The following is a 21,651-nucleotide window of genomic DNA, read 5'->3' as shown; positions in this document are numbered from 1 at the left end:
CCTTTATAGTGAAATAGTTAAAAATTCATCTGCAAGCTTTATTATACCAGTAAATTCGGTAGACGACTCACGCACAAGCTCAGATAACTCTCCGTATTGAGGAAGATGTGTGAGTATTAATTGTTTAACAGCTGATTTTTCGGCAAACTGACCTGCCTCGATACTGTTCATATGGCCAGCCGACTTTCCATTTTGGTGACCGAAAAAGTTACATTCACATAACAAAAGATCTGCTTCCCTGCTAAATTCAATAAGTTCCTCTTTAAAAGAGCCATCCGCGGTGTATACCAATGATTTACCACCCGCCACAATTCTCATGGCATAGCATGGAACAGGATGCTCCGTTTTTAAAAATGCTACTTGAAAGGGACCGACTGTAAGAATATCACTAGGCTGGTAGGCGATTCCACTAGTAATATCTTTATAGGTTAGCTTCGAGTACTCTGCCTCATCAAACTGGTGCCCGTAAATAGGCAATGTAGGTGGTTTCTCCCCTAAAAATCCTTGAATCAGCCTAGCATGCTGTAGGACACCTATATCAGCAATATGGTCTGGATGGTAATGTGAAATCAAAACAGCATCTAGTTCCTCTGGTTGAATGATATTTTGCAGTTTAGAGAGAACCCCGCTGCCGCAATCAATTAATAAGTGAAAACCATCATGCTCGAGCAGATAGCCAGAGCTTGCCCCATTCTTTTTTGGATAACCACCCCAAAACCCAATAACCGTAAGTTTCATTATCTAGCCTCCATCACATTAAATTATATTTCTTACTATACCAAAAATATGGCAAAAAAAAGAAGCTGCTAGATCAATCAGCTTCTTAGAATTAATCATTCATCTTCAGGTAATCTAAAACCTCTTTTACAGCCTTTTCCCCTTGGTCGATACAATCAGGCAGACCCACACCGCCATAAGATGAACCAGCTAAAAAGACCCCAGGAAGTTCTGCTTTAACATGCTGATTAATCGATTCAAGACGTTGCTTATGCCCTACAGTGTACTGAGGCATTGAGTCTTTCCAACGAGAGACAATAGCAAAGTCTGGTTTCATTGTAATATCCATCGTTTTACTTAAGTCTTCAAGTACAATCTGGATAATTCTATCATCAGAGAGGTCGACAATCGTTTCATCCCCAGACCTTCCGACATAACAACGGAGTAATACTTTTCCTTCTGGAGTAGAATGTTCCCATTTTTTGTGAGTCCATGTGCAGGCTGTAATGGAATAATCTCCCCTTCTAGAAACAACAAATCCCGTTCCGTCGATATCCTTTTTTACCGCTTCCTTTGGAAAAGCAAGAGCTACGGTAGCAACAGAAGTAGAAGGTACAGATTTAAAAGGATCAAAAAAACTATATTGTGAAAACATTGATTGCGTTACCTTGTGTGGGGTTGCAGCAACAATACAATCTGCATTTATCGTTTCACCGTTATTAAGATACAGTTCATAGCGTTTACTGCCCTTTATAATCTTTTCAACCCTGTGCCCTTTTAAAATTGATTTAGGCTCTATTTTTGCTTCAATCGCGTCTGCAAAAGACTGAAGCCCACTTTTAAAGGTTAAAAACCCACCTTTTGCTTTCCCCTTATTTTGAGGACTTTTCGGCTGTGAAGGTGTTCCCTTTTTCATCCCAAGAATTAGGCTCCGGTGTTTTTGTTCCACCTCATAGAATTGTGGGAAAGTTGACATTAGACTTAATTCATCAATATCACCCGCATAAATTCCTGATAATAGCGGTTCAATTAAATTTTCAACCACCTCATCGCCTAATCTTCTCCGGAAGAACTGTCCTAAGGATTGGTCCTTCCCTCCTGGAGATCTAGGCAAAATGAAATCAGCGGAGGCTCTCATTTTTCCTGGAATGGAGAACAATCCTGTTTTAATAAATGGACCTATCTCCGTTGGGACTCCCATAATCGAACCGCCAGGCATAGAGTGAAGCACATCATTAACAAGAACATAAGACTTACCTGTTGAATTGTGGACAAGTTGATCCTCCATTCCAACTTCCTTCGCAAGATTGGACATGCTGACTTTTCGGGCGAGAAAGGAGTCTGGTCCTCTTTCAATGGTGAAACCGTCTTTTACAACGGTTTGCATTTTACCTCCGAGACGGTGTGATGCTTCAATAAGTTTGATTTCAATGGGCATTTGTTTTTCCGCGATTATTTTTTGGAGATAGAATGCGGTTGTCATTCCAGTAATCCCTCCGCCAATAATCACTACCATCTGTTTTTCTTCCGTCACGGATTTCACCTTCTTTTATTAATTTTATTGCTACTTGTCAGTGTGTTAATTTTTTCAAGATAACAGTTGCCAGTGCATCAATAAATTCAGGGTCTGCATTAGGCATTTTAGGACGATAATAACTTGCTCCTACTTCATCGGTAACAACTTTACATTCATAATCATTGTCATATAAGACTTCAAGGTGTTCGCAAACAAAGCCTACAGGTACATAGACGAAAGCTTTATATTGATGTTCCTTAGCCAATTCTCTTGTTAAATCCTGTACATCTGGCCCTAACCATGGCTCTGGCGTATTTCCTGCACTTTGCCAGCCTATTTCATATTTATCTATCCCAGCCTGTTCAGCGATTAAATCTGCTGTTTCCTTCAGTTGATTTAGATAGGGATCTCCAAATTGTAAAATCTTCTCTGGTAAGCTATGGGCAGAAACAATCAGCATCGCATTCTCTTTTTCTTCTTCTGGCATTTGCTGATAAATCTCCTTTACCTTCTTAACCCAGTGGTTGATAAATTTCGGCTCATTATACCAGCTTTCAATAGAAGTAATCTTTGGACCGCCCAGTTTTTCGGCCTCTTCCGCTGCTCTGCCATTATACGACTTAATGCTGAAGGTTGAAAAATGAGGGGCAAGAACAATACTTACTGCCTCTTCAATACCATCATTATGCATTTGCTTAACTGCATCCTCAATAAATGGCTCAATGTGTTTAAGTCCAAGGTACATTTTAAACTCAATTTCATCCTGTATCAGATTCATATGCTCTTCAAGCTTTTTAGCCTGTTCAAGTGTTACTTTAGCAAGCGGAGAAAGACCGCCAATTGATTCATAGCGATTGCGAAGGTCTTCAAGCATTTCTACTGTTGGCTTTCTGCCATGGCGTATATGTGTGTAATAGCGTTCAAGGTCATCTAATTGATATGGGGTACCGTATGCCATTACTAGTAATCCCATTTTTCTTTTTGTCATTTTTTTCACACCTCATTATCAAGTCTTATTGCTTAACTTCCTATTAACCTTGCCCTTTGTCAGATAAGAGTCTTGATTTAGGATTTAAAGGGCCCTTAATTAAAATAGGGCCCTCTTTAAAATAAAGCTTATTCTATTGTGCCAAAAAATTGGACAACTTACCAATTTCAACACTTGAAAATGGATGATTAACGACTAAGTTTTGATGCTGAATATTCATGAACAAACGATGTCAATCTTTTCAAAGTAGCCGGATCAACTGATGGGAACACCCCATGACCCAGGTTAAAGATGTAGCCTGGTTGTGTCATACCTTGATCCAAAATTGCCTTAGCTTTTTCCTCAATTACTTCCCAAGGTGCGAGAAGGATTGCCGGATCAAGATTTCCTTGTACCGTTTTTTGTATTCCCATTTCTCTTGCTTGGCTAATCGGCAGACGCCAGTCCAACCCAACGACATCAATTGGGAGGTCATGCCACTCCAACGCAAGATGGCTTGCTCCAACACCAAACATAATAAGCGGAACATTCTCTTCTCTAAGCTCAGTGAAAATTCGATTCATAATTGGCTTAATGAAGTAGCGGTAATCTTCAACATTTAATGCCCCAACCCATGAATCAAAAATTTGGATTGCTTTTACACCAGCATTTATTTGCGCTTTAACATATGTGATGACCACATCTGCAAGTTTTTCCATTAAGGCAAACCAGGCTTTTGGCTCTGCATACATGAACGCTTTTGTTTTATTGTAGTTTTTCGAAGGACCACCTTCAATCATATAGCTTGCAAGGGTAAATGGTGCTCCAGAAAAACCAATCAACGGTACAGATAATTGCTCTTGAGTTAATAATTTTATCGTATCTAATACATAAGGAACATCCACTTCGGGATTAAGTTCCCCAAGTTTTTCAACATCCGCTAAAGAACGGATTGGATTGTCAATTACTGGGCCAATCCCTGATTTAATCTCTACCTCCATACCAATAGCCGGAAGTGGTGTCATAATATCTTTATATAAAATTGCCGCGTCAACATTATATTGTTCAACAGGAAGGCGCGTAACATATGCACAGAGTTCAGGCTGATGAGTGATTTCAAACAAAGAATACTTTTCCTTAATTTCTCTATACTCTGGTTGTGATCTTCCAGCTTGACGCATATACCAAACAGGCACATGATCTGTCTTCTCTCCTCTGGCTGCTTTTAGGAATGTTTCGTTGAATTGTTTCGTCATGTTAAATAAATCCACCTTTCAAAGACATGCTATTTTCCATTTTAATATATGTAGCAGTAAATTAAAAACTATTAACCTGTTTATTGACCTGTATACACTATATCGATTAATCCTATTTGTGTATAGATTACGGTGAAAAGTGTCAAAGAAAAGTCGTTTTTATATTTAAAAAAGTTGTTAAATTTTTCTTTCACCACTTTACTCTTACTTCATATTCTGTAGTACATCTGGGTGGGTGGGGAATTCCACTTCCTGGATAAAAGAAAGGAGGTAATTGTGTGCTTATTGAGTTATCAGCTCTTCATTGGATATATGTTGTTTTTATTGCTCTTATTATCGGATTTATGGTAAAGCGTAGAGACACCACTCTTATCTGTATCCTCGGGATTTTCTTAATAGCGATTACTGCCACTGGTTCGCTTAGCAGCTCCGTAAGTAGTATTTTCGATAGCTTTATCTATGCGATAACGGAACTTTTATCAACCATTCTAGTTATTTCGATTATTGTTGCCATGAGCAAAACACTTACATTAACAGGAATAAACGACGTCATGATCTCACCTTTTATAAAATTAATTCGTAATCCTGCTCTTGCGTATTGGACAATAGGTATACTAATGATGGTAATTTCCTGGTTCTTCTGGCCCTCCCCCGCAGTTGCCTTGCTAGGTGCCGTTCTCCTTCCTGTTGCATTAAAAGCAGGTTTACCAGCTTTAGGAGTCGCCATGGCAATGAATTTGTTTGGGCACGGGATTGCCTTATCAGGGGACTTTGTTATTCAAGCAGCACCAAAATTAACTGCAGATGCGGCTGGTCTCCCCATTGGAGAAGTAATCAGCGCAAGTATCCCATTGGTATTTGTTATGGGGCTTGTCACAACCATAGCAGCCTTCTATTTCTTAAAGAGAGATATGAGACGAGGACTCTTGCAGCCTACACCTTATGTTGTAACTGAATCGAAAATAGAGACCTCTGAAAAAACGCTACTATCTATGGTGCAAAAGCGGTCCTTTGCTATTCTTATTCCTGTCTTATTTGCAATTGATGTGGCCGCGATGTTTCTTCTTGACCTGCAAGGCGGGGATGCCACTGCGCTAGTAGGCGGAACCTCGATTCTTATTCTTCTCCTTATTACCATGACTAGCCATAAAAGCAAAGGGCTCGAAAAAACAACACATTATCTAATTGAGGGTTTCACTTTCGGGTTTAAGGTTTTTGGACCTGTTATTCCAATTGCTGCGTTCTTTTATTTAGGTGATGCAGGATTTGGAAAAATAATCGGTGACTTTTTGCCGAAAGGTTCACAAGGGATTGTAAATGACCTAGGTATCGCATTAGCTAATATTGTCCCATTGAGTAAGGCGGTTGGGGCTGTAACAGTGACAACTGTTGGTGCGATTACGGGATTAGATGGCTCAGGGTTCTCCGGAATCTCTTTAGCTGGATCCGTTTCTGCACTCTTTGCTGTAGCCATTGGAAAAGGTGCTGCCACACTAACCGCGCTTGGGCAAATAGCAGCGATTTGGGTAGGCGGAGGGACCCTTGTCCCCTGGGCGTTAATCCCTGCTGCCGCCATCTGTAACGTTGACCCCTTCGAGCTAGCAAGGAGAAATCTCCTTCCGGTTATCATCGGTTTAACCGTTACAACCATTGTTGCGATGTTCTTAATATAAAAAAAGATGCTGAATCAAAGGTTCGTTAAATGACGACACTTTTGATTCAGTTTTTGGTTATTGTATGATTTTTAGTGAGAAAAATGGATATAATCGTATAATCAGTGGGGCCCCACCTCTGACGGCACCCATATTTCGAACATATGTTGCCTTCAGATATAACGAGTTCGGTCGATGAAACCTCATCTCTATTTACATCGCAAGGGAACGATTCTTCGAGTACTAATTTTTCAACTCTGTTGATTGGAGCGGAAGGCGCGAAGAACTCCTTCGACCGCCCGCGTAAAGCGAAGCGCCTGGAGCAGAAATCAACAGACAAATTTCATAGAACTCACAAAAAAGGGTGCCCCTAAAAGTTATACTTTTGGGACACCCCTCTTTTGCTTATGATTTTTTAAATTTCTTTTTAAAGTATTGGTATAACAAAATCCAAATGAAAACCCATATATAACCGAATGCATATCCTCCGATTACATCTGACGGGTAATGGACATTTAGAATAATTCGAGATGCGCCTATCAGCAATAGTAAAAGTCCTGCTAACAGGGCAACAATGACCTTTCTCGATTTTGTCCTCACTTCTTCTATAATTAAATAAGCTAAAAAGAAATAGACAATAAATCCGACCATCGCGTGACCACTTGGAAAACTGTTGCTATTAACAGGAGCAAGATGCTCAAGATCTGGTCTTGGTCTAGCGATTAAATCCTTGAGAAGCTTATTCATTTCGTTCCCTAAAGCAACAGATAAGATGATTGCAGCTGCCCCAACCAGGTTTCTTTTCATCAGTAGCCAGCCCAACGCAAAAATAGCCACAAGATAAATTCCTTTTTTATCCCCTAATTCAGTAACTAATAGAAAAAATGGATTCATCGAGTCAGGTACCAGTACAAATAAATCTGCTAGAGTGTCATCCAATCCAATTGTATGCTGTCCTACTACTTGGATGGAAGTATACGTCGCGACTATTACAGCCAAAATCAAAAATATGTAAGATAATTTCCCCTTACTCTCCATTTGCATTTTTCTAATCCTTTCTCCTCGTAATCTTTAAAAATTATAAAGATATTTACTATTAAAATCTACATAATAGTATAAAAGTGTTAAAATAGTTTGAAAATAACCTTATTGATATGGGGGATAAATTATGATAAACAAGCTATATAACAAGTTAGAAAACTACTACGAAGAGATGGTTTCCATTCGCAGGTTTTTGCACCAGCATCCCGAATTATCGTTTCAGGAAAAAAACACAGCACTATTTATCCAGGATTACTATAAAAAGCTTGGGATAGAAGTAAAAGGGAATGTAGGTGGAAACGGCGTAGTTGCAAAAATATATGGAAAAAAACCCGGTAAAACCGTTGCACTTAGAGCTGATTTTGACGCATTGCCTATCCAGGACGAAAAGGATGTACCTTATAAGTCATTAGTTCCAGGTGTCATGCATGCCTGTGGCCATGATGGTCATACAGCAACCCTTCTAGTTCTTGCAAAGGCATTAAATGAAATGAAGGAGGACCTTGAAGGGAATTATGTCCTTATCCATCAACATGCAGAAGAATATGCACCAGGCGGCGCGAAAACTATGATTGAGGATGGGTGTTTAGAAGATGTGGATGTCATTTTTGGCACCCATTTATGGGCCAGTGAGCCAACTGGGACAATCCAATACAGAACAGGACCGATTATGGCGGCGGCGGACCGTTTCGAAATCAATATTCAAGGCAAAGGCGGGCATGGAGCACAACCACATAAAACAATAGATGCAATTGTCATTGCCTCACAGTTAGTACTAAATTTACAGCAAATTGTTAGCAGAAAAGTGAATCCTGTAGAATCTGCAGTTGTAACGATTGGATCTTTTACTGCCGAAAATGCTTTCAACGTCATTGCCGATAAAGCAAAGCTCATTGGCACCGTCCGCACCTTTAATGAAGATGTCCAGCAGTTCATTGAAAATGAAATCGAAAGAATTATCCATGGCACCTGTTATATGACAAACAGCACCTATCAATTTTCCTATGAGAGAGGCTACCCAGCTGTCGTTAATCATCAGCTGGAAACGGAATTTCTGATTTCTTGCGCAAGAGCTGTGACAGAGGTTCAAAACATTGAAGAAACCGAACCACAAATGGGAGGCGAAGACTTCGCCTTTTACTTACAAAAGGTACCGGGTACGTTCTTCTTTACAGGTGCAAAACCCACCTATGCGGAGACTACCTATCCCCACCACCATCCAAAATTTGATATTGACGAAAAAGCGATGTTAATCGCTGCAAAAACACTTGGCACTGCAGCAATAAGAACGCACAGTATATAAAAAAATTTCCCCTGAACAATTAAAGTTCAGGGGCCTTTTGCAGTATTCTCATTCGATAGGCATTCATCGCTGTTTCACCTAATTGTTTAAGAAGATTATTATTTGCGTATGCACCGACAAAGGCGCCAATTCCCGGGACAAGCTGCATCATCTTTACCAAGTCGATATAGTCTCTATACTCCTGCTGGAATTTACGCCAATCCATTTCGGCTAGCACTTGCTTTCTCTCATCCCAGTGCTCCATCACATTTAAGGTCTCTTTGCGAATCTCATCACTAGAGAATGCAAGCTGAAATACATGGAGAATAAACAGCCTCTCGTCGTATTCTTTGGTGTTAAAACCATAAACAGATGCTGCCTCAAATAGAAATTTCATTTTTATCGAAAGAAGTAACGGAAAGTCTGCTAACCCTAGAAGAATTCCTCCTGCCCCCGTTCCTGCTCCCTCTACAAGTGCAGTTTTCTGATAAGCAGCCGTCTTTTTGCGCATTAGTTCATCCCGCTCCATCAGCGCTAAGCCCTTTGCCTGGTTTTTATTTGTAGTCACCTGTGAACCAAACAAGGTGGTTTTCACCATCCCTTTGATGCTTTCTGTCATCACCTCATGAACCTTTTCGGGAATGAACTGATTTACCTTGCCCTGAGCCTTTTTAGAAAGTCGATTCATCATTCCAGAGCGTCTGGTTAGTTTTCTTTTCCACTCCTCTACTTCCTCATAAACTTTAAGCTCATACTCGTTCATGTTACCCCCCCTCTTCTATATATAGTATGTTTTTACGATTGCTTTCATTGATTTGTTTTTAAAAAAACCTCTTTCAAAAGAAAGAGGAAACAAAAAATTGTTATTTTAACCTAGCCGTGCTATATACTTTGACAAACAAAAAGCTAAACAATAAGCCAGCGAGAAGGACAAACAATGAAATCATCCATTCCCCTTTCAAAAGAACAATTAGGGCGAAAATTAACGTTTGTAACCCAATAATGAAAGTTAACAATAATTGAAATGCAGCTTTTTTATGTTTTTCGGCCACTGGGTACAAATCTACCCATAACTTATTTTGATGATGATTCCATAGGGGTAAGAGTTGGAATGCGGTCAAATATAAAAACAATAAAGCAAAGAATATTTGTCCTAAGCCAAAGGAAAGAAAATACAAGGCCAAAGCCCCTATAACTGTTAATCGGATATATAGACCAAGATAATCAGATGCCCTTAAAAAGGTTCTCGAAAACAAATAAAGATAAGTCTTTTCTTCCGAAAATGCGATTCGATTTATAAGGAAATCCAACCATTTCCTTCTTTTTACGGTATCTTTTAATTTTGGCACATCGGTAAATAAATTTGCTAACCGATAAAAAGAGGACATCCTTTTTTCTTCCTGCCCAATCAGCAAGTCCCATTTAAGACCCATTTTGGCAGTCCTTATGTAAAATGAACGGTAATAAAAGGCCATTATTATTACTAATAGAAATAGGATAAGAATGTTGGCTTGTTTAAATAACAAAAAGGTGAATCCTACATTAATAAAATAGCGCACAAGCATGTCCGATAAGGAAACAGAAGAATGAACATAATAGCTAATTTTCCAACTGACGGCTAAATTCCAGGCTTTAACCAGCAACAGGACAATAAAGAATAGGAAAAAGAACCGAAATCCACTCTCGCTAACGTGCGCATAAATAGGCATAAGCAGAGCAAGAACCATTAAGACGATGTAACCTTGAAAGACAAGGCTCACTACACCAGAACGAAGGAAATATCCTTTTAACCGATCCTCAAGCGGTAGTAAGAATACCTGATCAGCCTCCAGCAGAAAATTATAAACGGGACTGTAGGTCAAAAACCAGCCGATAATAACGGCAAGCATGATTTCAGCGGGAAAATCTGATGATAAGATCTTAATCCAATTCTGGTAATAATAAGCAGCAGTTCCGATAAGAAATAACCCGACAAGCAATAAATGGCCATTAAAAATATAACGGAGATAAAGACTAAGTTCTTTTAACCGATGACTAGCACGGTCTTTCCATAGTTTCTTCTCATCAAACATAATTTTCTTCCTTCGTCAATTGAATATACAAATCATCAAGTGAAGCTTTCGGCATCGAGAATTGCTCTCTCAAGTCACTTAAAGTCCCTTGTGCTCGAACTTTCCCTTCATGGAGAATAATAAAACGATCACAGTATTTTTCGGCAGTGGCAAGAATATGTGTCGACATTAAAATCCCTGCACCATTATCTTTCATCTTATTCATTAAGTCGAGCAAGGATTGAATACCAAGCGGGTCAAGGCCAACAAACGGTTCATCAATGATATAAAGGGAGGGCTGTACTAAAAAAGCGCACATAATCATTACCTTTTGTTTCATCCCTTTTGAAAAATGAGCGGGAAACCATTTAAGCCTCTTTTCCATCCGGAATTCGGATAATAACGGAGTAATTCTCTCCTTATAGGTTGGTTCATCTAATCCATAGGCCATAGCAGTCAATCTTAAATGCTCATCAAGGGTAAGCTCTTCATAAAGTACGGGGGTTTCCGGGATGAAGGTAAACTTTTTCCGATAGGCCTCTTTGTCTTTTTCTATTGAAGAGCCGTTAATTTTTATTTCTCCGCGGTGCGGCTCCATTAGTCCAATAATATGTTTAATGGTTGTACTTTTTCCTGCACCATTTAAACCAATTAGTCCCACTAATTCCTTTTCCTTTACTTCAAAAGATACATCTTTTAAAACCGGGTTCCTTGTATACCCGCCTGTAAGGCTGTCAATCGTTAATAAAGACATGCGAAAACGCCCTTTCCGTTATCTTGGTTAAGTTACATTTTATCAAATTGTTGATAATAAAAATAGTTCTCAAATTTTAGAGGCTTTTTTTGAATAATTCTTTTCGAACGGGTTATCATAATATTCGAAGGGGAAACAATCAATTTGATGAAGAAATTCATTAAAACTTGAGATGAGGTGTCTGCTAAAGACAGTATCCTTTCAAACAAGTTCGCTTCAAAACGTTTCAAATAAGGGGATGGTTGTTTTGCACAAGTTGCCATGTAACCATTTAGCGTTCAATAACACCAACTGTTTATAACACAAATAAACGGCCAAATGAGGTGTTTGTCGAAGATCGTCATCCGGTTTTATAAGTTGCGAAAACATATAAAAACCAATTAGGGGATGGTCAGCTTGAACAAAGATTACTCTTTATAAAAACACTAAATTGTCAAATGAGGTGTTTGTCAAAGGTAATTTCCTGAATGAACGTATATAAGAAGCAATTTCCCCCTTCGAGAGGGCAGGATTCCATGCGGATCCTGCCTTTTTCTTTTTTATTTCTATTCTATATGGTAAAATACGGATAAAATTGTTAGGAGGCTGTGTAAAGATGAGTGATTGTATTTTCTGTAAGATTGTAAATGGTGAGATTCCAGCAGCAAAGGTATTTGAGAACGAACATGTTTTAGCCTTTTTAGATATTAGTCAGGTGACAAAGGGACATACATTGGTGATTCCAAAAGTACATAAAGAAAATTTATATGAACTTACTCCTGAAATAGCTAGAAATTTTTTTGAAGTGGTACCTTCTATTGCAAATGCCTTAAAAACGGAATATGAACCCATTGGTTTAAACTCAGTAAATAATAATGGGGAACATGCTGGACAGACTGTCTTCCATTTCCATATGCATTTAATCCCCCGCTATGGACAAGGTGACGGCTTTGGTGCTGTTTGGAAAACCAATACAAGTGATTATTCCGCACAAAAGCTTCAGGAAATGGCAAACCAGATCAGTAAACATGTCAAAAACTAAAATTATCTGAAAATTATATCTTTAACAATTGGGCTCTATTATGATATAATGATAACAAGTTTTTCGCTGTAGGCATTTAGGGCACTACAGGAGGAACAAATAGCTTAGCCAAGCAGAGGAGAGTTGAGAAATGAATACAAAAAATCTAGTGTCTCTATCATTATTAGTTGCGATTGGTGCCGTCTTGCACGCAGTCATACCACCTATTTTCCTGGGAATGAAGCCAGACATGATGTTAACCATGATGTTTTTAGGAATTATTCTTTTTCCAGAGATTAAGAGTGTGATGCTGATCGCAATCGTTACTGGGGCTATATCAGCTTTAACAACGGGCTTCCCCGGCGGCCAACTTCCAAATATCATTGATAAGCCTATCACTGCGTTAGTGTTCTTCAGTTTGTTTTTAATGTTAGGTAAATTTCGGAATTCTATCATTAGTGTCGCGATTTTGACAGCAGTGGGGACTGTGATTTCGGGAACAGTATTTTTAGGCTCTGCACTTTTTATCGTAGGATTGCCTGGTCCCTTTGTTGCACTTTTCGGAACGGTTGTTTTACCAACAGCAGCTATTAGCACTGTCGTAATGATTATTTTGTATCCTATTGCACAATCGGTAGGCAAAAGAACAAAACTGTCTTCAGTAACCGTCAATTCTAAATAAGAAAAGCTCAAAAAGAACCTAAGACAAGGTTCTTTTCTTCTATCCTGTATTTGTTATAACTAGAAATTTGAAAGCAGAATGGCAGCAACTAAGAAGATCCCTCCCCCCCCTGCTAACGCTGAGGCCCTTTTTTTTAATACTTGTTTTGGAGGAAATACACCAGGTCTCTTTATTGCTAATAGGTATCTAATCGTACCCAAAAAAAGCAAAAAGCTGATTAGAAATAGAATCATCGTCACGCTTTTCATTTTTTAAGCCCCCTATGACCAATATCAATGTATTACCATTTATATGTTTTCATTTCCCTCTCTATGTACTCGGTCAATTTTTTCATCTTGGAGTTAGTTTATTGAAAGTAACAAATGGTTAATAAATTCGCGCCGAATATTCAAAAAAGTTGGAATTAAATAGAAAAAACACTTAAAATAGAGAAGTAATCTTTTTTACAATCAAATTTCAACTCAGAAACTAGAATTGTTCCAATATCAATAGTAAAAATTAATAATTTCTAAAAATTTTGTGAATTATATCTTTATTAATTTTTATTTTATTGGCATAATGTTAATAGAGAAATAAAAAAGTAGGTGAAAATGGGGATGACTGAGAAACAATATTCAATGAAAGAAGCGATGCTATTTAGTCAACGGATTGCACAGTTAAGTAAAGCCTTGTGGAAATCGATTGAGAAGGATTGGCAGCAATGGATTAAACCCTTTGATTTAAATATTAATGAACATCATATCCTATGGATTGCATACCATTTAAATGGGGCTTCTATTTCGGATGTAGCTAAGTTTGGGGTCATGCATGTATCTACAGCATTTAATTTTTCGAAAAAGTTAGAAGCAAGGGGATTGCTTGAATTTTCAAAGAAAGAAAATGACAAACGCAATACTTATATTCAACTAACTACGCAAGGGGAAGAAATCTTACTTCGTTGTATGGAAAACTATCAGCCTGATGGCAATGCTGTATTTTCTGGTGCACTGCCATTAAGAGATTTATATGGAAAGTTTCCAGAAATCATTGAAATGATGGCTATTGTTCGTAATATTTATGGTGATGATTTCATGGAAATTTTTGAACGATCTTTCCAAAACATTGAAAATGAATTCACAGAAAAAGATGGCAAATTGTATAAGGTTAAAAAGACTGAAGAAGAACCGGCCTAACATAACAATTAAAGGCATTTATTGATTTCTGTAAAAAGCGGTTCAAATAGCTTTTGCCTTAAACATGATTGCATCACTTCGTTAACATCCATTCTTGCTGGCAAAAATCTAGAAAACTCACTGAAAAGCGGATGAAAATACACAAATCCTTCCGCTTTTTGTTCTTCCATTTTTTCTGTTAGATTGTCACATAATTGGAAGAAATCTCGGACTTCCTGCTCTGAAAGTCCATATTCTATTACAAGTCTATAGAAATCGAGATTAGGGTCCGATAGCAGCTTTAATAAAAGCTTTTGATGGTACTCCAAAACATTGATACGATATAGTAATTCATCATTTTCTTTCATTAGCTATCCCCTCCTTATTGAAACCGTACAAAACACGTCCTACCTTCATTATTTACCTTTTCTGGTGTAAGGTAAACCTTTTTTTACTGCAAGGAATATTCCAAGTATTTTTTCTTTTGTTACACATTTATCAATTGCTACCTTTCTACCATTCCTTTTAACTATCTTTTTTTGTTAATTTTTGATATTGTATTACATAAATCGAACAACTAGGAGGGAATCGGTGATGATCTCCATTTTTATTGTCTTTATTGTCTTTGCCATTTTTATTTTGTTTTACATCAATAAACTGACGAACACACTTTGTATTCAAAAAGAAATTCCTGAGGAACGCCAACATATGGTTTTTCGCACGATTAATGTTTTAATCACGATATTGCTTATCTCCTCCTTTGTGGAAATTTTATATACATAAACAAAGACTCCGTGTATTTTGATTATGTAGGAATGAACACATCACAGTACCAAAAATAGAAGCGATGAGAAAAATTTCTCATCGCTTTTTGTTTGTTTGTTTAATTAGAGCCATGAAGCTCCAATGATAATTAATAGTATGAAGAGGACCACAATTAATGCAAATCCTCCACCGTAGAAACCGGCTGCACCTGACATACTTTTCTCCCCTTCCCTAAATGGTAAAACTAATTGCCATCACATTTGATCTAAATTAAAACCAAGATGCTCCAACAATTATCAAAAGAATGAAAAGGACCACAATCAATGCAAAACCTGTTCCGTATCCTCCGTGTCCGCCACTCATCTTAAAACCTCCTTTATTATTTGCTACGGTATTATATTCAAGCTGTACTCATTTCGACTAGGCACTTTCCCTATTTCTAAGGAAAAAGTCCGTTTCATTATTTATCTACTTTTATAAGTAAGGACAATGGCGCAGCGAAAGTCAGGACAGTTGAATTCTTCTTTTTCTTACAACTTATCGTATGTATGTAGTTTGAATTAGGGATAGGTTATATGCCCAATTTCTTGCAATAATCACATTTATATTTTTGCTGTCGTTACCATTTATGGTATAGTATACTTTGTGGACAAACGCCCACAAGAATTTACTGTTTAGGAGAGGTTCACATGAAAAAATGGATGTTAGCCCTTACATTAGCTGGCGGGGTTCTTGCGTTAAGCGCATGTAATCAAGGCGGTTCTGATACGGTGGCAGAAAGCAAGGCTGGAAACGTTACTGAGGAAGAGCTTTATGAGGTAATGAAGGATAAGGTTGGAGCACAAGCACTGCAACAACTTGTTTATGAAAAGGTTCTCTCCGAGAAATACGAAGTAACCGATAAAGAATTAGATGCAAAGGTTGCTGAATTAAAAGAACAGCTTGGTGAAAATTTTGAAGCTGCACTCTTACAATACGGCTACAAGGATGAAGCGGACTTTAAAGAGACGATGAAGCTTGGTATGCTGCAAGAGAAGGCTGGATTAGAAAGTATTACAGACAAAGAATTACAGGAAGCCTACGAAAACTATAAACCAGAGATCAAGGCCCGCCATATTCTTGTTGCAGATGAAAAAACGGCATTAGAAGTAAAACAAAAGCTTGATGACGGAGCAAAATTTGAGGATATCAGCAATACTTATTCAACTGATGAAGCTGCGAAAGCAAACGGCGGAGACCTAGGCTTTTTTGGGACAACCGCTCAAATGGACCCTGAGTTTTTAAAGGCCGCATTTGCGCTTAAAGTGAATGAAATCAGTGCACCAGTGAAAAGTCAATTTGGTTATCATATCATTCAAGTAACAGAGCAAAAAGAGAAAGAATCATTTGAAAAAATGAAAGACCAGTTGAAAACACAATTATTAACAAATGAAAAAATTAATGAGGTAATGCAGAAGGAACTTAAAGATGCAAACGTGAAAATAAGTGACAAGGATCTGAAGAACGCTCTAGATCCTCAGGCAACTGCAGCTCACCAATAACAAAAAGGAGAGACTCGTACTATCATGAGTCCCTCCTTTTTTGTTTATTCTGCTGTCATTCTTTCACCTTCACGTCTTTCTCTTTCGCTCTCTAGTCGGGTTAAGTATATTTCCCCCTCTTTTTCAATACTCTCCATCTCTAACATTCGTTCTTCTCTTCCTGTTTTTACTGCCATTAGCGCACTAACAACAATACCAACCACAACTGCATAAATCCAAATAGGAATAATCATTTTTTATAGCTCCCCCTTTAGTGGTTGTCCACTTTTACTTTTACTAACAACATATTCAAGATTTAAAAAAATATTCTTTAAAGTTTGGGCTGTGTTAAAATTGCCTGTTGATTTGCGTATTATGAAAGAAATTTCTCAAACTAACAAAATAGGTTAGTTGTAGAAATTTTAGGGATAATAATAGCAATCTCAGTCAAAGGGTGAATTAGATGAAGCCATTAATAGGTAAAGAGGAAATTGGGAATTCCAAAGAGTTTTTTCGAAGAATCCATCAGGTCGAAGTTGACTATTTCAACTATTGAATAGAGCACACCCTATGGCACTGGGAATTTTGGCTTTCATTAGCACTATCCGTCATCCCTTGGTTGATATGGTTACTAATTCGTAAACGTGGAAGTGAAGCAAGATTGCTTTTAGCAGGAGGCTTTACGTTATGTATTGCTTCTTGGTTTGATTTTTTAGGAATTGTATTTGGCTCTTGGTATTATTCGGGTAGAGCCTTACCAACTATCCCGTCGTTTTTTCCTTGGGACTTTTCTTTAATACCTGTAACAATAATGCTTTGGCTGCAATTTAAACCAACTTTACATCCCTTTATTAAAGCTGTTATTTATTCCTTCCTTACTACTTTTATTGGTGAACCTTTGTTTGAGTGGATTGGGTTATATACTATGGTAAAATGGAACGTTTTTTATTCCTTTCCCATATGGATTGTTATCTATTTAATAGCCTATCGAATTAGTAAAGCAAAATCATTTGATCCCTTATAAATATACAAAAAGAAGTAATGGTGATAAATGATAAAAAATTCAGCAGTTATTAACTGCAACGTTTATTTTGGGCAATATACATAGGTTACTTGGTTGAAGCGGAACTCAACAGGCAAATTTCAAAGAACCACACACAAAAAAAGGGTGCCCCTAAAAGTTATACTTTTGGGACACCCTCATTTTGTGTGCGATTTAATTTGCTATTTCCTCAACTATTTTAAATTTTGCACTTCAGAACCAAACCCGTTAATCCCAAATGGGCTAGCTTATTTATGGAATAGCGGTTTGTAAAAAGAGCGATTCTCTAAGGCGAAAACCCGTTCTGTGAATTCACCGGGTTTCACTCTTTCCAATGCCCGATCAAGCATGTTCATTTTTGCATCGAGATTATCAATATAGTGGAGAACTTCTGCTTCTTTAATTAATGGCGGTTTTGGACTTCCCCATTCTGCTTTTCCATGATGACTTAAGACAAGATGCTTTAATAGTAGTACTTCTTCTCCAGTAATCCCAAGCTCATCAGCTGCTTTGCCAATTTCATTAACCATAATCGTTATGTGACCAAGCAAGTTCCCTTCAACCGTATAAACCGTTGAAATCGGCCCTGATAGTTCAACTACTTTCCCCATATCATGCAAGATAACCCCTGCATATAACAAGTCCTTATCAAGACTAGGGTAGAGAGTTGCAATCGACTTGGCAAGATCAAGCATACTGACTACATGATAGACAAGTCCTGAAACAAACTCATGATGATTTTTCGTTGCTGCTGGATATTCTATAAAAGCCTGGTGATGTTTTTTTAGTAAGTGCCTCGTTATCCTTTGGATGTTAGGATTTTTCATATCAAAAATGAATTGCGTCAGTTTGCTCATCATTTCATCTTGGCTTAATGGTGCTGTCTCGAGAAAATCAGCTATTTTTACGTTATCCCCTGGACCGGTTCTTCTAATCTGGCGAATTTTTAATTGGGATTTACCGCGATAACTCTGAAGATCACCAAGCACCTTTACAATACTTTGAGGTGCATAGTTTTTTTCATCTTCTTCATTCGCATCCCAGAGCTTTGCTTCAATTTCTCCACTTTGATCTTGGAAAATAAGTGTCAAAAACGGTTTGCCATTACTCGCCGTACCTTTTGTAGCGTTTTTAATAAGCAAGTACAAGTCCACCTGTACACCTATTTCATAATCAAGAATTCCTTTACTCATCTCTCTTCGCTCCTTCCCAATAGCAATATTATAGCATATCGCAATATTCTCTATGAAAATACTTCGACAGCACCATTTTTAAGATACAGAATATTTTCTGGTTGAAAGTTGTGAAGTAAATGTCCGTGGCAAGTAAAGAATAATAGTTGATTTTTATCCAGTGTATTTAATAGCTCCATCACCTTTTGTGTTCGATTTGCATCAAAATTAACAAAGCTATCATCGATGATAATTGGAAAGTGATATTTTTCATAGATTGTTGTCGCAAGCGCAAGCCTGATAGCAACATACACTTGTTCGGTCGTAGCCTGACTCAACTCATTTGCTTCAAAAAACGTATGGTCTTTTCTCTCAATCAAAAAACCTGTTCCCGTCTTTTGAAGGTGAATCCGCAGATAATTTCCATCTGTCAGGAAAGCTAGATATTCCTCAGCTTTTAATAGCATCCTCGGCAAGTAGACACTTTTATACTTTTCAACGGTCAGTGCCAGTATTTCTTGGGCCAAGCAATAGGCAGACCATTCTTTTGCTGCTTCTTCCAGTTCAAATTTCTTTTGCTTAAACTGATGCAGCAGTTCTGAATACAAACCGCCTTCTTCTATTACTTGTAATTCATATTTAATTGATGCCTGTTTTTCTTGAAGTAATACTATTCGGTCTGTTAACTTTTGAATCTTATCATTTGCTTCGGAAATTAATTCATCACAATTATGAATTTGTAAATAATTCTCCCATTCCTCTTCCTTCAAGAGGGTGTATTGCAGCTGTTTCTTCAGATCTTCTAACCTTTCAAGTTGTTTCGTTCTCTTTTCAGACTTGGTTCCTATTTTATAGAAATCTTCTTCACTGTTAACATCCGCTTCATCGTAAAGCTTAAGACGTTCCGCATTTAAATGGGCTAACTCTTGCTTAACTTGCTGTAAATCAGCTGTAAAGTCATCAAGTTTTGCTTGCCTTTCTTGTGCTTTTATCCATTTTTCATGTTCTTCCTTTAGCATATTCCGCAATAAGTAAGCCGTTTGCTGGGGATTATTGCTCTGATCACCCAAATATTTTATTGCAAACCTAACTAGCTTGGAGGTGATTCTGTCTTGTTCGTGCATGATAGTTTCCATTCTTTCAAGCAATAGCCCTTTATCCCTAACAACCGTTTTATATTGTTCAATGAGTTGAAAAGCTTCGAGAAGAAATGAATTTGCTATATACTCAGGAATGTCCAGTTCCTTGCTAAGCTTTGCCTTATTCCTCTTATTTTCTGCTTCAGCAGCTTCCCACTCCTCAAATTTTAAGATTACTTTCTCATATTGGTTCTGCTGCTGTTCGAGCTTTATTGTTAATAACTGAAGGGTTTCTCTCCGACGATTATCGATCGTTAATTTTTCTTCAAGAAAAGGAATATTACTTTTTTTATAAGGTTCAAGTTTTTCGGTTATTTCTATTTCCTTTTCAATCAACTGGCTGAGCAGTTGGTCTGTGTTTGATGTACTTGGTTTTCGTACATTCTTGCTCATAAAAACACCAATTAACAAGCATCCCAGCACACCTATCAACAGTAAGATCCATTGCTTTGTAAAAACACCATACAAAGATAAGACAATCAAAATCAGCTCAATTGCAAAAAACTGGAATCGCCTTTGCTTTTGCAGCTTCTCAATGGTTTCTTTATCCTGTCGATTGGAATAGCGATAAAACTCTATTTTATCTTGAACTGCCTTTAATTCTGATTCTAAACCCTTTTTGTTACTATCTGCATTCACCGAAGCTTCTAGTTGAGCTCTTTCCTGAGCAGTAAGCAGCTTGCTTTGTGCAGAACGAACCTGATTTTCCAAATCAACTAATACGTTTTTTTCTTCGCGGAATTGCTCTTCTAGCTCATGTTTCATTTCTACTAGCTTCTGACTATTTCGTGAAACGGACTCCACCTGGTTTTTCATATAAATATTCGTATTAACCTTTAATACCTCATCTTCTGTTAGAGGTAAATGAAGCTTTTCCTTTATCATTGCAAGCTTTTCGTTTACCTCTTCCAGCTTCGTTTCACATTGCTGTTTCTCTAACCTCATTTGCTCATAAAGGGGCACCTTGTCTAATAGAGAAAGAATCGCTGACTCCTCTTCAAGAATCTGCTGATTTGGCTCAATAGAGTTTATTTCTTCTTTCAGTTGAGCAATTCTTGCAACTAAACTTTCAACTTGTGCATTATATGGCAGGAGCAGCTGATTAATTTTTTCTAATCGCTCAATCCCTCTTGTTGGAAAAAAAAATCCCTCCATTTGATTGATTTCAGTCTTTATCCATCTTTGTTCGATAACAAGTGTTTGAATCTTTTTCCACTCATTAAGCTTTTCAATGTTCTGCTGAAGTTCTTGATGTGAGGTATTACTATCCTCTATTTCCTGCTGAATTGAATCTCTTTCAGCAATAAGCGTCTCATATTGCTGATTTTTTGCTTGTGCCTTTTTTAATTCCGCATGAATATTGTGGATGGCTACTAGTTTTTCATTTATAGCTGGTTTTTTACCACTTGGTTTGAAACGGGTCTCTAATTCATGTTGGAGCTCAGACTCCGTTTTTGAAAGTCGTTCTGTGCCTAATGTACCCGTTGAAAACAAAAACTTACCAAGCTCCTCCCCTTTCATTTGATGAATATTTTGGAGACCATGCAAATTAAACGAGAAGATTGCTTGGAATAATCCCTTATCGATATTTGATAGCAATTGTTTAAGAAGTTCTTCTCCGCCGGTCATTCCATCCTCCAAGGTTACCGTCACATCACCAGCGGCTTTCCCTTTAATCCGCTCGATGACAACATATCCAAACTCCTCATGATAGATTCTAAGCTTACCGCCATACTTAGTATCGTGTTTTGGTTCATACCTTAATTCGGAGGATTGTTGTTTCGTTGGAAATCCAAACAGGATTCCGTGAATGAAAGCCATAATTGTTGATTTCCCAGCTTCATTTTCTCCATAAAAAACTTGGTAATCCTTCAGGTTTGTCAATGTTAGATTAGTCAGTTGACCAAATCCATATATGTCTAAATCAAGTATTTTCAAACAACC

Annotated in this window: 23 protein-coding genes; 8 read left to right on the top strand and 15 right to left on the bottom strand. The window is 37.7% G+C overall.

What is annotated here, in order from left to right:
- Window positions 1-3: 3 nt before the first annotated feature.
- From NSS81_RS18975 to hemE, 4 genes are all read right to left on the bottom strand, one after another.
- The gene (locus NSS81_RS18975; RefSeq protein ID WP_342430197.1) at window positions 4-738 is read right to left on the bottom strand and encodes an MBL fold metallo-hydrolase; all 735 of its coding nucleotides are present in this window, start codon (window positions 736-738) and stop codon (window positions 4-6) included.
- 91 nt (window positions 739-829) lie between these two features.
- Window positions 830-2,251, bottom strand: a complete 1,422-nt coding sequence (gene hemY / locus NSS81_RS18970; protein ID WP_342430196.1) for a protoporphyrinogen oxidase — start codon at window positions 2,249-2,251, stop codon at window positions 830-832.
- 37 nt (window positions 2,252-2,288) lie between these two features.
- Complete coding sequence (hemH, locus tag NSS81_RS18965) at window positions 2,289-3,221, bottom strand: ferrochelatase (protein ID WP_342430195.1); 933 nt, start codon at window positions 3,219-3,221, stop codon at window positions 2,289-2,291.
- A gap of 188 nt (window positions 3,222-3,409) precedes the next feature.
- Complete coding sequence (gene hemE, locus NSS81_RS18960) at window positions 3,410-4,456, bottom strand: uroporphyrinogen decarboxylase (RefSeq protein ID WP_342430194.1); 1,047 nt, start codon at window positions 4,454-4,456, stop codon at window positions 3,410-3,412.
- A 278-nt stretch (window positions 4,457-4,734) separates the two neighbouring features.
- Between hemE and NSS81_RS18955 the strand changes: the two genes are divergently transcribed.
- On the top strand, window positions 4,735-6,129 hold the full coding sequence (locus NSS81_RS18955; protein ID WP_342430193.1) for a hypothetical protein: 1,395 nt from the start codon (window positions 4,735-4,737) through the stop codon (window positions 6,127-6,129).
- Between the two features lie 384 nt (window positions 6,130-6,513).
- On the opposite strand, the gene NSS81_RS18950 is transcribed toward NSS81_RS18955, so the two are convergent.
- Entirely contained in the window at window positions 6,514-7,107 is a 594-nt protein-coding gene (locus NSS81_RS18950; RefSeq protein WP_342430192.1) for a phosphatase PAP2 family protein, read from the bottom strand.
- Between the two features lie 169 nt (window positions 7,108-7,276).
- On the opposite strand from NSS81_RS18950, the gene NSS81_RS18945 reads away from it, so the two are divergent.
- The gene (locus tag NSS81_RS18945) at window positions 7,277-8,452 is read left to right on the top strand and encodes a M20 family metallopeptidase (protein WP_342430191.1); all 1,176 of its coding nucleotides are present in this window, start codon (window positions 7,277-7,279) and stop codon (window positions 8,450-8,452) included.
- Between the two features lie 19 nt (window positions 8,453-8,471).
- Here NSS81_RS18945 and NSS81_RS18940 read toward each other — a convergent pair whose 3' ends face one another.
- The 3 genes from NSS81_RS18940 to NSS81_RS18930 all read right to left on the bottom strand — a co-directional run bounded on the left by NSS81_RS18940 (window position 8,472) and on the right by NSS81_RS18930 (window position 11,236).
- Window positions 8,472-9,194, bottom strand: a complete 723-nt coding sequence (locus NSS81_RS18940) for an EcsC family protein (protein WP_342430190.1) — start codon at window positions 9,192-9,194, stop codon at window positions 8,472-8,474.
- A gap of 100 nt (window positions 9,195-9,294) precedes the next feature.
- The gene (locus NSS81_RS18935; RefSeq protein ID WP_342430189.1) at window positions 9,295-10,503 is read right to left on the bottom strand and encodes an ABC transporter permease; all 1,209 of its coding nucleotides are present in this window, start codon (window positions 10,501-10,503) and stop codon (window positions 9,295-9,297) included.
- Window positions 10,496-11,236, bottom strand: a complete 741-nt coding sequence (locus NSS81_RS18930; RefSeq protein WP_342430188.1) for an ABC transporter ATP-binding protein — start codon at window positions 11,234-11,236, stop codon at window positions 10,496-10,498. The genes NSS81_RS18935 and NSS81_RS18930 overlap by 8 nt, the downstream gene beginning before the upstream one ends.
- 595 nt (window positions 11,237-11,831) lie before the next feature.
- Here NSS81_RS18930 and NSS81_RS18925 point away from each other — a divergent pair.
- A complete protein-coding gene (locus NSS81_RS18925; protein WP_342430187.1) occupies window positions 11,832-12,257 on the top strand; it encodes an HIT family protein in 426 nt (141 codons plus the stop codon).
- 130 nt (window positions 12,258-12,387) lie between these two features.
- Entirely contained in the window at window positions 12,388-12,918 is a 531-nt protein-coding gene (locus NSS81_RS18920) for a tryptophan transporter (RefSeq protein ID WP_342430186.1), read from the top strand.
- Between the two features lie 59 nt (window positions 12,919-12,977).
- Here the strand turns inward: NSS81_RS18920 and NSS81_RS18915 are convergent, their stop codons facing one another.
- Window positions 12,978-13,166, bottom strand: coding sequence for a hypothetical protein (locus tag NSS81_RS18915; RefSeq protein WP_342430185.1), 189 nt, complete (start codon window positions 13,164-13,166; stop codon window positions 12,978-12,980).
- A gap of 348 nt (window positions 13,167-13,514) precedes the next feature.
- On the opposite strand from NSS81_RS18915, the gene NSS81_RS18910 reads away from it, so the two are divergent.
- Complete coding sequence (locus tag NSS81_RS18910) at window positions 13,515-14,090, top strand: HTH-type transcriptional regulator Hpr (protein ID WP_342430184.1); 576 nt, start codon at window positions 13,515-13,517, stop codon at window positions 14,088-14,090.
- Between the two features lie 8 nt (window positions 14,091-14,098).
- On the opposite strand, the gene NSS81_RS18905 is transcribed toward NSS81_RS18910, so the two are convergent.
- Window positions 14,099-14,437 carry a DUF1878 family protein gene (locus tag NSS81_RS18905; RefSeq protein ID WP_342430183.1) on the bottom strand — a complete coding sequence of 113 codons (339 nt, stop codon included), beginning with the start codon at window positions 14,435-14,437 and terminating at the stop codon, window positions 14,099-14,101.
- A 226-nt stretch (window positions 14,438-14,663) separates the two neighbouring features.
- On the opposite strand from NSS81_RS18905, the gene NSS81_RS18900 reads away from it, so the two are divergent.
- Window positions 14,664-14,852 (top strand): hypothetical protein, encoded by a 189-nt coding sequence (locus tag NSS81_RS18900; protein WP_342434075.1) that lies wholly within the window; start codon window positions 14,664-14,666, stop codon window positions 14,850-14,852.
- A 104-nt stretch (window positions 14,853-14,956) separates the two neighbouring features.
- Here NSS81_RS18900 and NSS81_RS18895 read toward each other — a convergent pair whose 3' ends face one another.
- Window positions 14,957-15,049, bottom strand: a complete 93-nt coding sequence (locus tag NSS81_RS18895) for a YjcZ family sporulation protein (RefSeq protein WP_342430182.1) — start codon at window positions 15,047-15,049, stop codon at window positions 14,957-14,959.
- A 55-nt stretch (window positions 15,050-15,104) separates the two neighbouring features.
- Window positions 15,105-15,197 (bottom strand): YjcZ family sporulation protein, encoded by a 93-nt coding sequence (locus NSS81_RS18890; protein ID WP_342430181.1) that lies wholly within the window; start codon window positions 15,195-15,197, stop codon window positions 15,105-15,107.
- A 326-nt stretch (window positions 15,198-15,523) separates the two neighbouring features.
- Here NSS81_RS18890 and NSS81_RS18885 point away from each other — a divergent pair, with 326 nt between their 5' ends.
- Entirely contained in the window at window positions 15,524-16,375 is an 852-nt protein-coding gene (locus tag NSS81_RS18885) for a peptidylprolyl isomerase (RefSeq protein WP_342430180.1), read from the top strand.
- Between the two features lie 44 nt (window positions 16,376-16,419).
- Here NSS81_RS18885 and NSS81_RS18880 read toward each other — a convergent pair whose 3' ends face one another.
- Window positions 16,420-16,608, bottom strand: a complete 189-nt coding sequence (locus tag NSS81_RS18880; RefSeq protein WP_342430179.1) for a sporulation YhaL family protein — start codon at window positions 16,606-16,608, stop codon at window positions 16,420-16,422.
- A 365-nt stretch (window positions 16,609-16,973) separates the two neighbouring features.
- Here NSS81_RS18880 and NSS81_RS18875 point away from each other — a divergent pair, with 365 nt between their 5' ends.
- Window positions 16,974-17,378: a CBO0543 family protein gene (locus NSS81_RS18875; RefSeq protein WP_342430178.1), complete on the top strand. Its 405-nt coding sequence runs from the start codon at window positions 16,974-16,976 to the stop codon at window positions 17,376-17,378.
- Window positions 17,379-17,644: 266 nt separating this feature from the next.
- On the opposite strand, the gene yhaM is transcribed toward NSS81_RS18875, so the two are convergent.
- The gene (gene yhaM / locus NSS81_RS18870) at window positions 17,645-18,589 is read right to left on the bottom strand and encodes a 3'-5' exoribonuclease YhaM (RefSeq protein ID WP_342430177.1); all 945 of its coding nucleotides are present in this window, start codon (window positions 18,587-18,589) and stop codon (window positions 17,645-17,647) included.
- 50 nt (window positions 18,590-18,639) lie between these two features.
- Complete coding sequence (locus NSS81_RS18865) at window positions 18,640-21,645, bottom strand: AAA family ATPase (RefSeq protein WP_342430176.1); 3,006 nt, start codon at window positions 21,643-21,645, stop codon at window positions 18,640-18,642.
- Window positions 21,646-21,651: the final 6 nt, after the last annotated feature.

The organism is Neobacillus sp. FSL H8-0543, assembly GCF_038592905.1.
In the GTDB taxonomy this organism is placed as follows: Bacteria; Bacillota; Bacilli; order Bacillales; family Cytobacillaceae; genus Neobacillus.
The sequence above is the reverse complement of the archived record's forward strand: the minus strand, read 5'-3'. Positions and strand labels throughout refer to the sequence as shown.

Excerpts from the sequence above, each read along its gene's own strand:
- NSS81_RS18925 (WP_342430187.1), top strand. The coding sequence starts at position 11,832 with ATGAGTGATTGTATTTTCTGTAAGATTGTAAATGGTGAGATTCCAGCA.
- NSS81_RS18975 (WP_342430197.1), bottom strand. The coding sequence starts at position 738 with ATGAAACTTACGGTTATTGGGTTTTGGGGTGGTTATCCAAAAAAGAAT.
- hemH (WP_342430195.1), bottom strand. The coding sequence starts at position 3,221 with ATGACAAAAAGAAAAATGGGATTACTAGTAATGGCATACGGTACCCCA.
- NSS81_RS18890 (WP_342430181.1), bottom strand. The coding sequence starts at position 15,197 with ATGAGTGGCGGACACGGAGGATACGGAACAGGTTTTGCATTGATTGTG.
- NSS81_RS18945 (WP_342430191.1), top strand. The coding sequence starts at position 7,277 with ATGATAAACAAGCTATATAACAAGTTAGAAAACTACTACGAAGAGATG.
- NSS81_RS18900 (WP_342434075.1), top strand. The coding sequence starts at position 14,664 with ATGATCTCCATTTTTATTGTCTTTATTGTCTTTGCCATTTTTATTTTG.
- NSS81_RS18885 (WP_342430180.1), top strand. The coding sequence starts at position 15,524 with ATGAAAAAATGGATGTTAGCCCTTACATTAGCTGGCGGGGTTCTTGCG.
- NSS81_RS18940 (WP_342430190.1), bottom strand. The coding sequence starts at position 9,194 with ATGAACGAGTATGAGCTTAAAGTTTATGAGGAAGTAGAGGAGTGGAAA.
- NSS81_RS18910 (WP_342430184.1), top strand. The coding sequence starts at position 13,515 with ATGACTGAGAAACAATATTCAATGAAAGAAGCGATGCTATTTAGTCAA.
- NSS81_RS18930 (WP_342430188.1), bottom strand. The coding sequence starts at position 11,236 with ATGTCTTTATTAACGATTGACAGCCTTACAGGCGGGTATACAAGGAAC.
- NSS81_RS18920 (WP_342430186.1), top strand. The coding sequence starts at position 12,388 with ATGAATACAAAAAATCTAGTGTCTCTATCATTATTAGTTGCGATTGGT.
- NSS81_RS18915 (WP_342430185.1), bottom strand. The coding sequence starts at position 13,166 with ATGAAAAGCGTGACGATGATTCTATTTCTAATCAGCTTTTTGCTTTTT.
- hemE (WP_342430194.1), bottom strand. The coding sequence starts at position 4,456 with ATGACGAAACAATTCAACGAAACATTCCTAAAAGCAGCCAGAGGAGAG.
- NSS81_RS18880 (WP_342430179.1), bottom strand. The coding sequence starts at position 16,608 with ATGATTATTCCTATTTGGATTTATGCAGTTGTGGTTGGTATTGTTGTT.
- NSS81_RS18895 (WP_342430182.1), bottom strand. The coding sequence starts at position 15,049 with ATGTCAGGTGCAGCCGGTTTCTACGGTGGAGGATTTGCATTAATTGTG.
- NSS81_RS18905 (WP_342430183.1), bottom strand. The coding sequence starts at position 14,437 with ATGAAAGAAAATGATGAATTACTATATCGTATCAATGTTTTGGAGTAC.
- NSS81_RS18935 (WP_342430189.1), bottom strand. The coding sequence starts at position 10,503 with ATGTTTGATGAGAAGAAACTATGGAAAGACCGTGCTAGTCATCGGTTA.
- yhaM (WP_342430177.1), bottom strand. The coding sequence starts at position 18,589 with ATGAGTAAAGGAATTCTTGATTATGAAATAGGTGTACAGGTGGACTTG.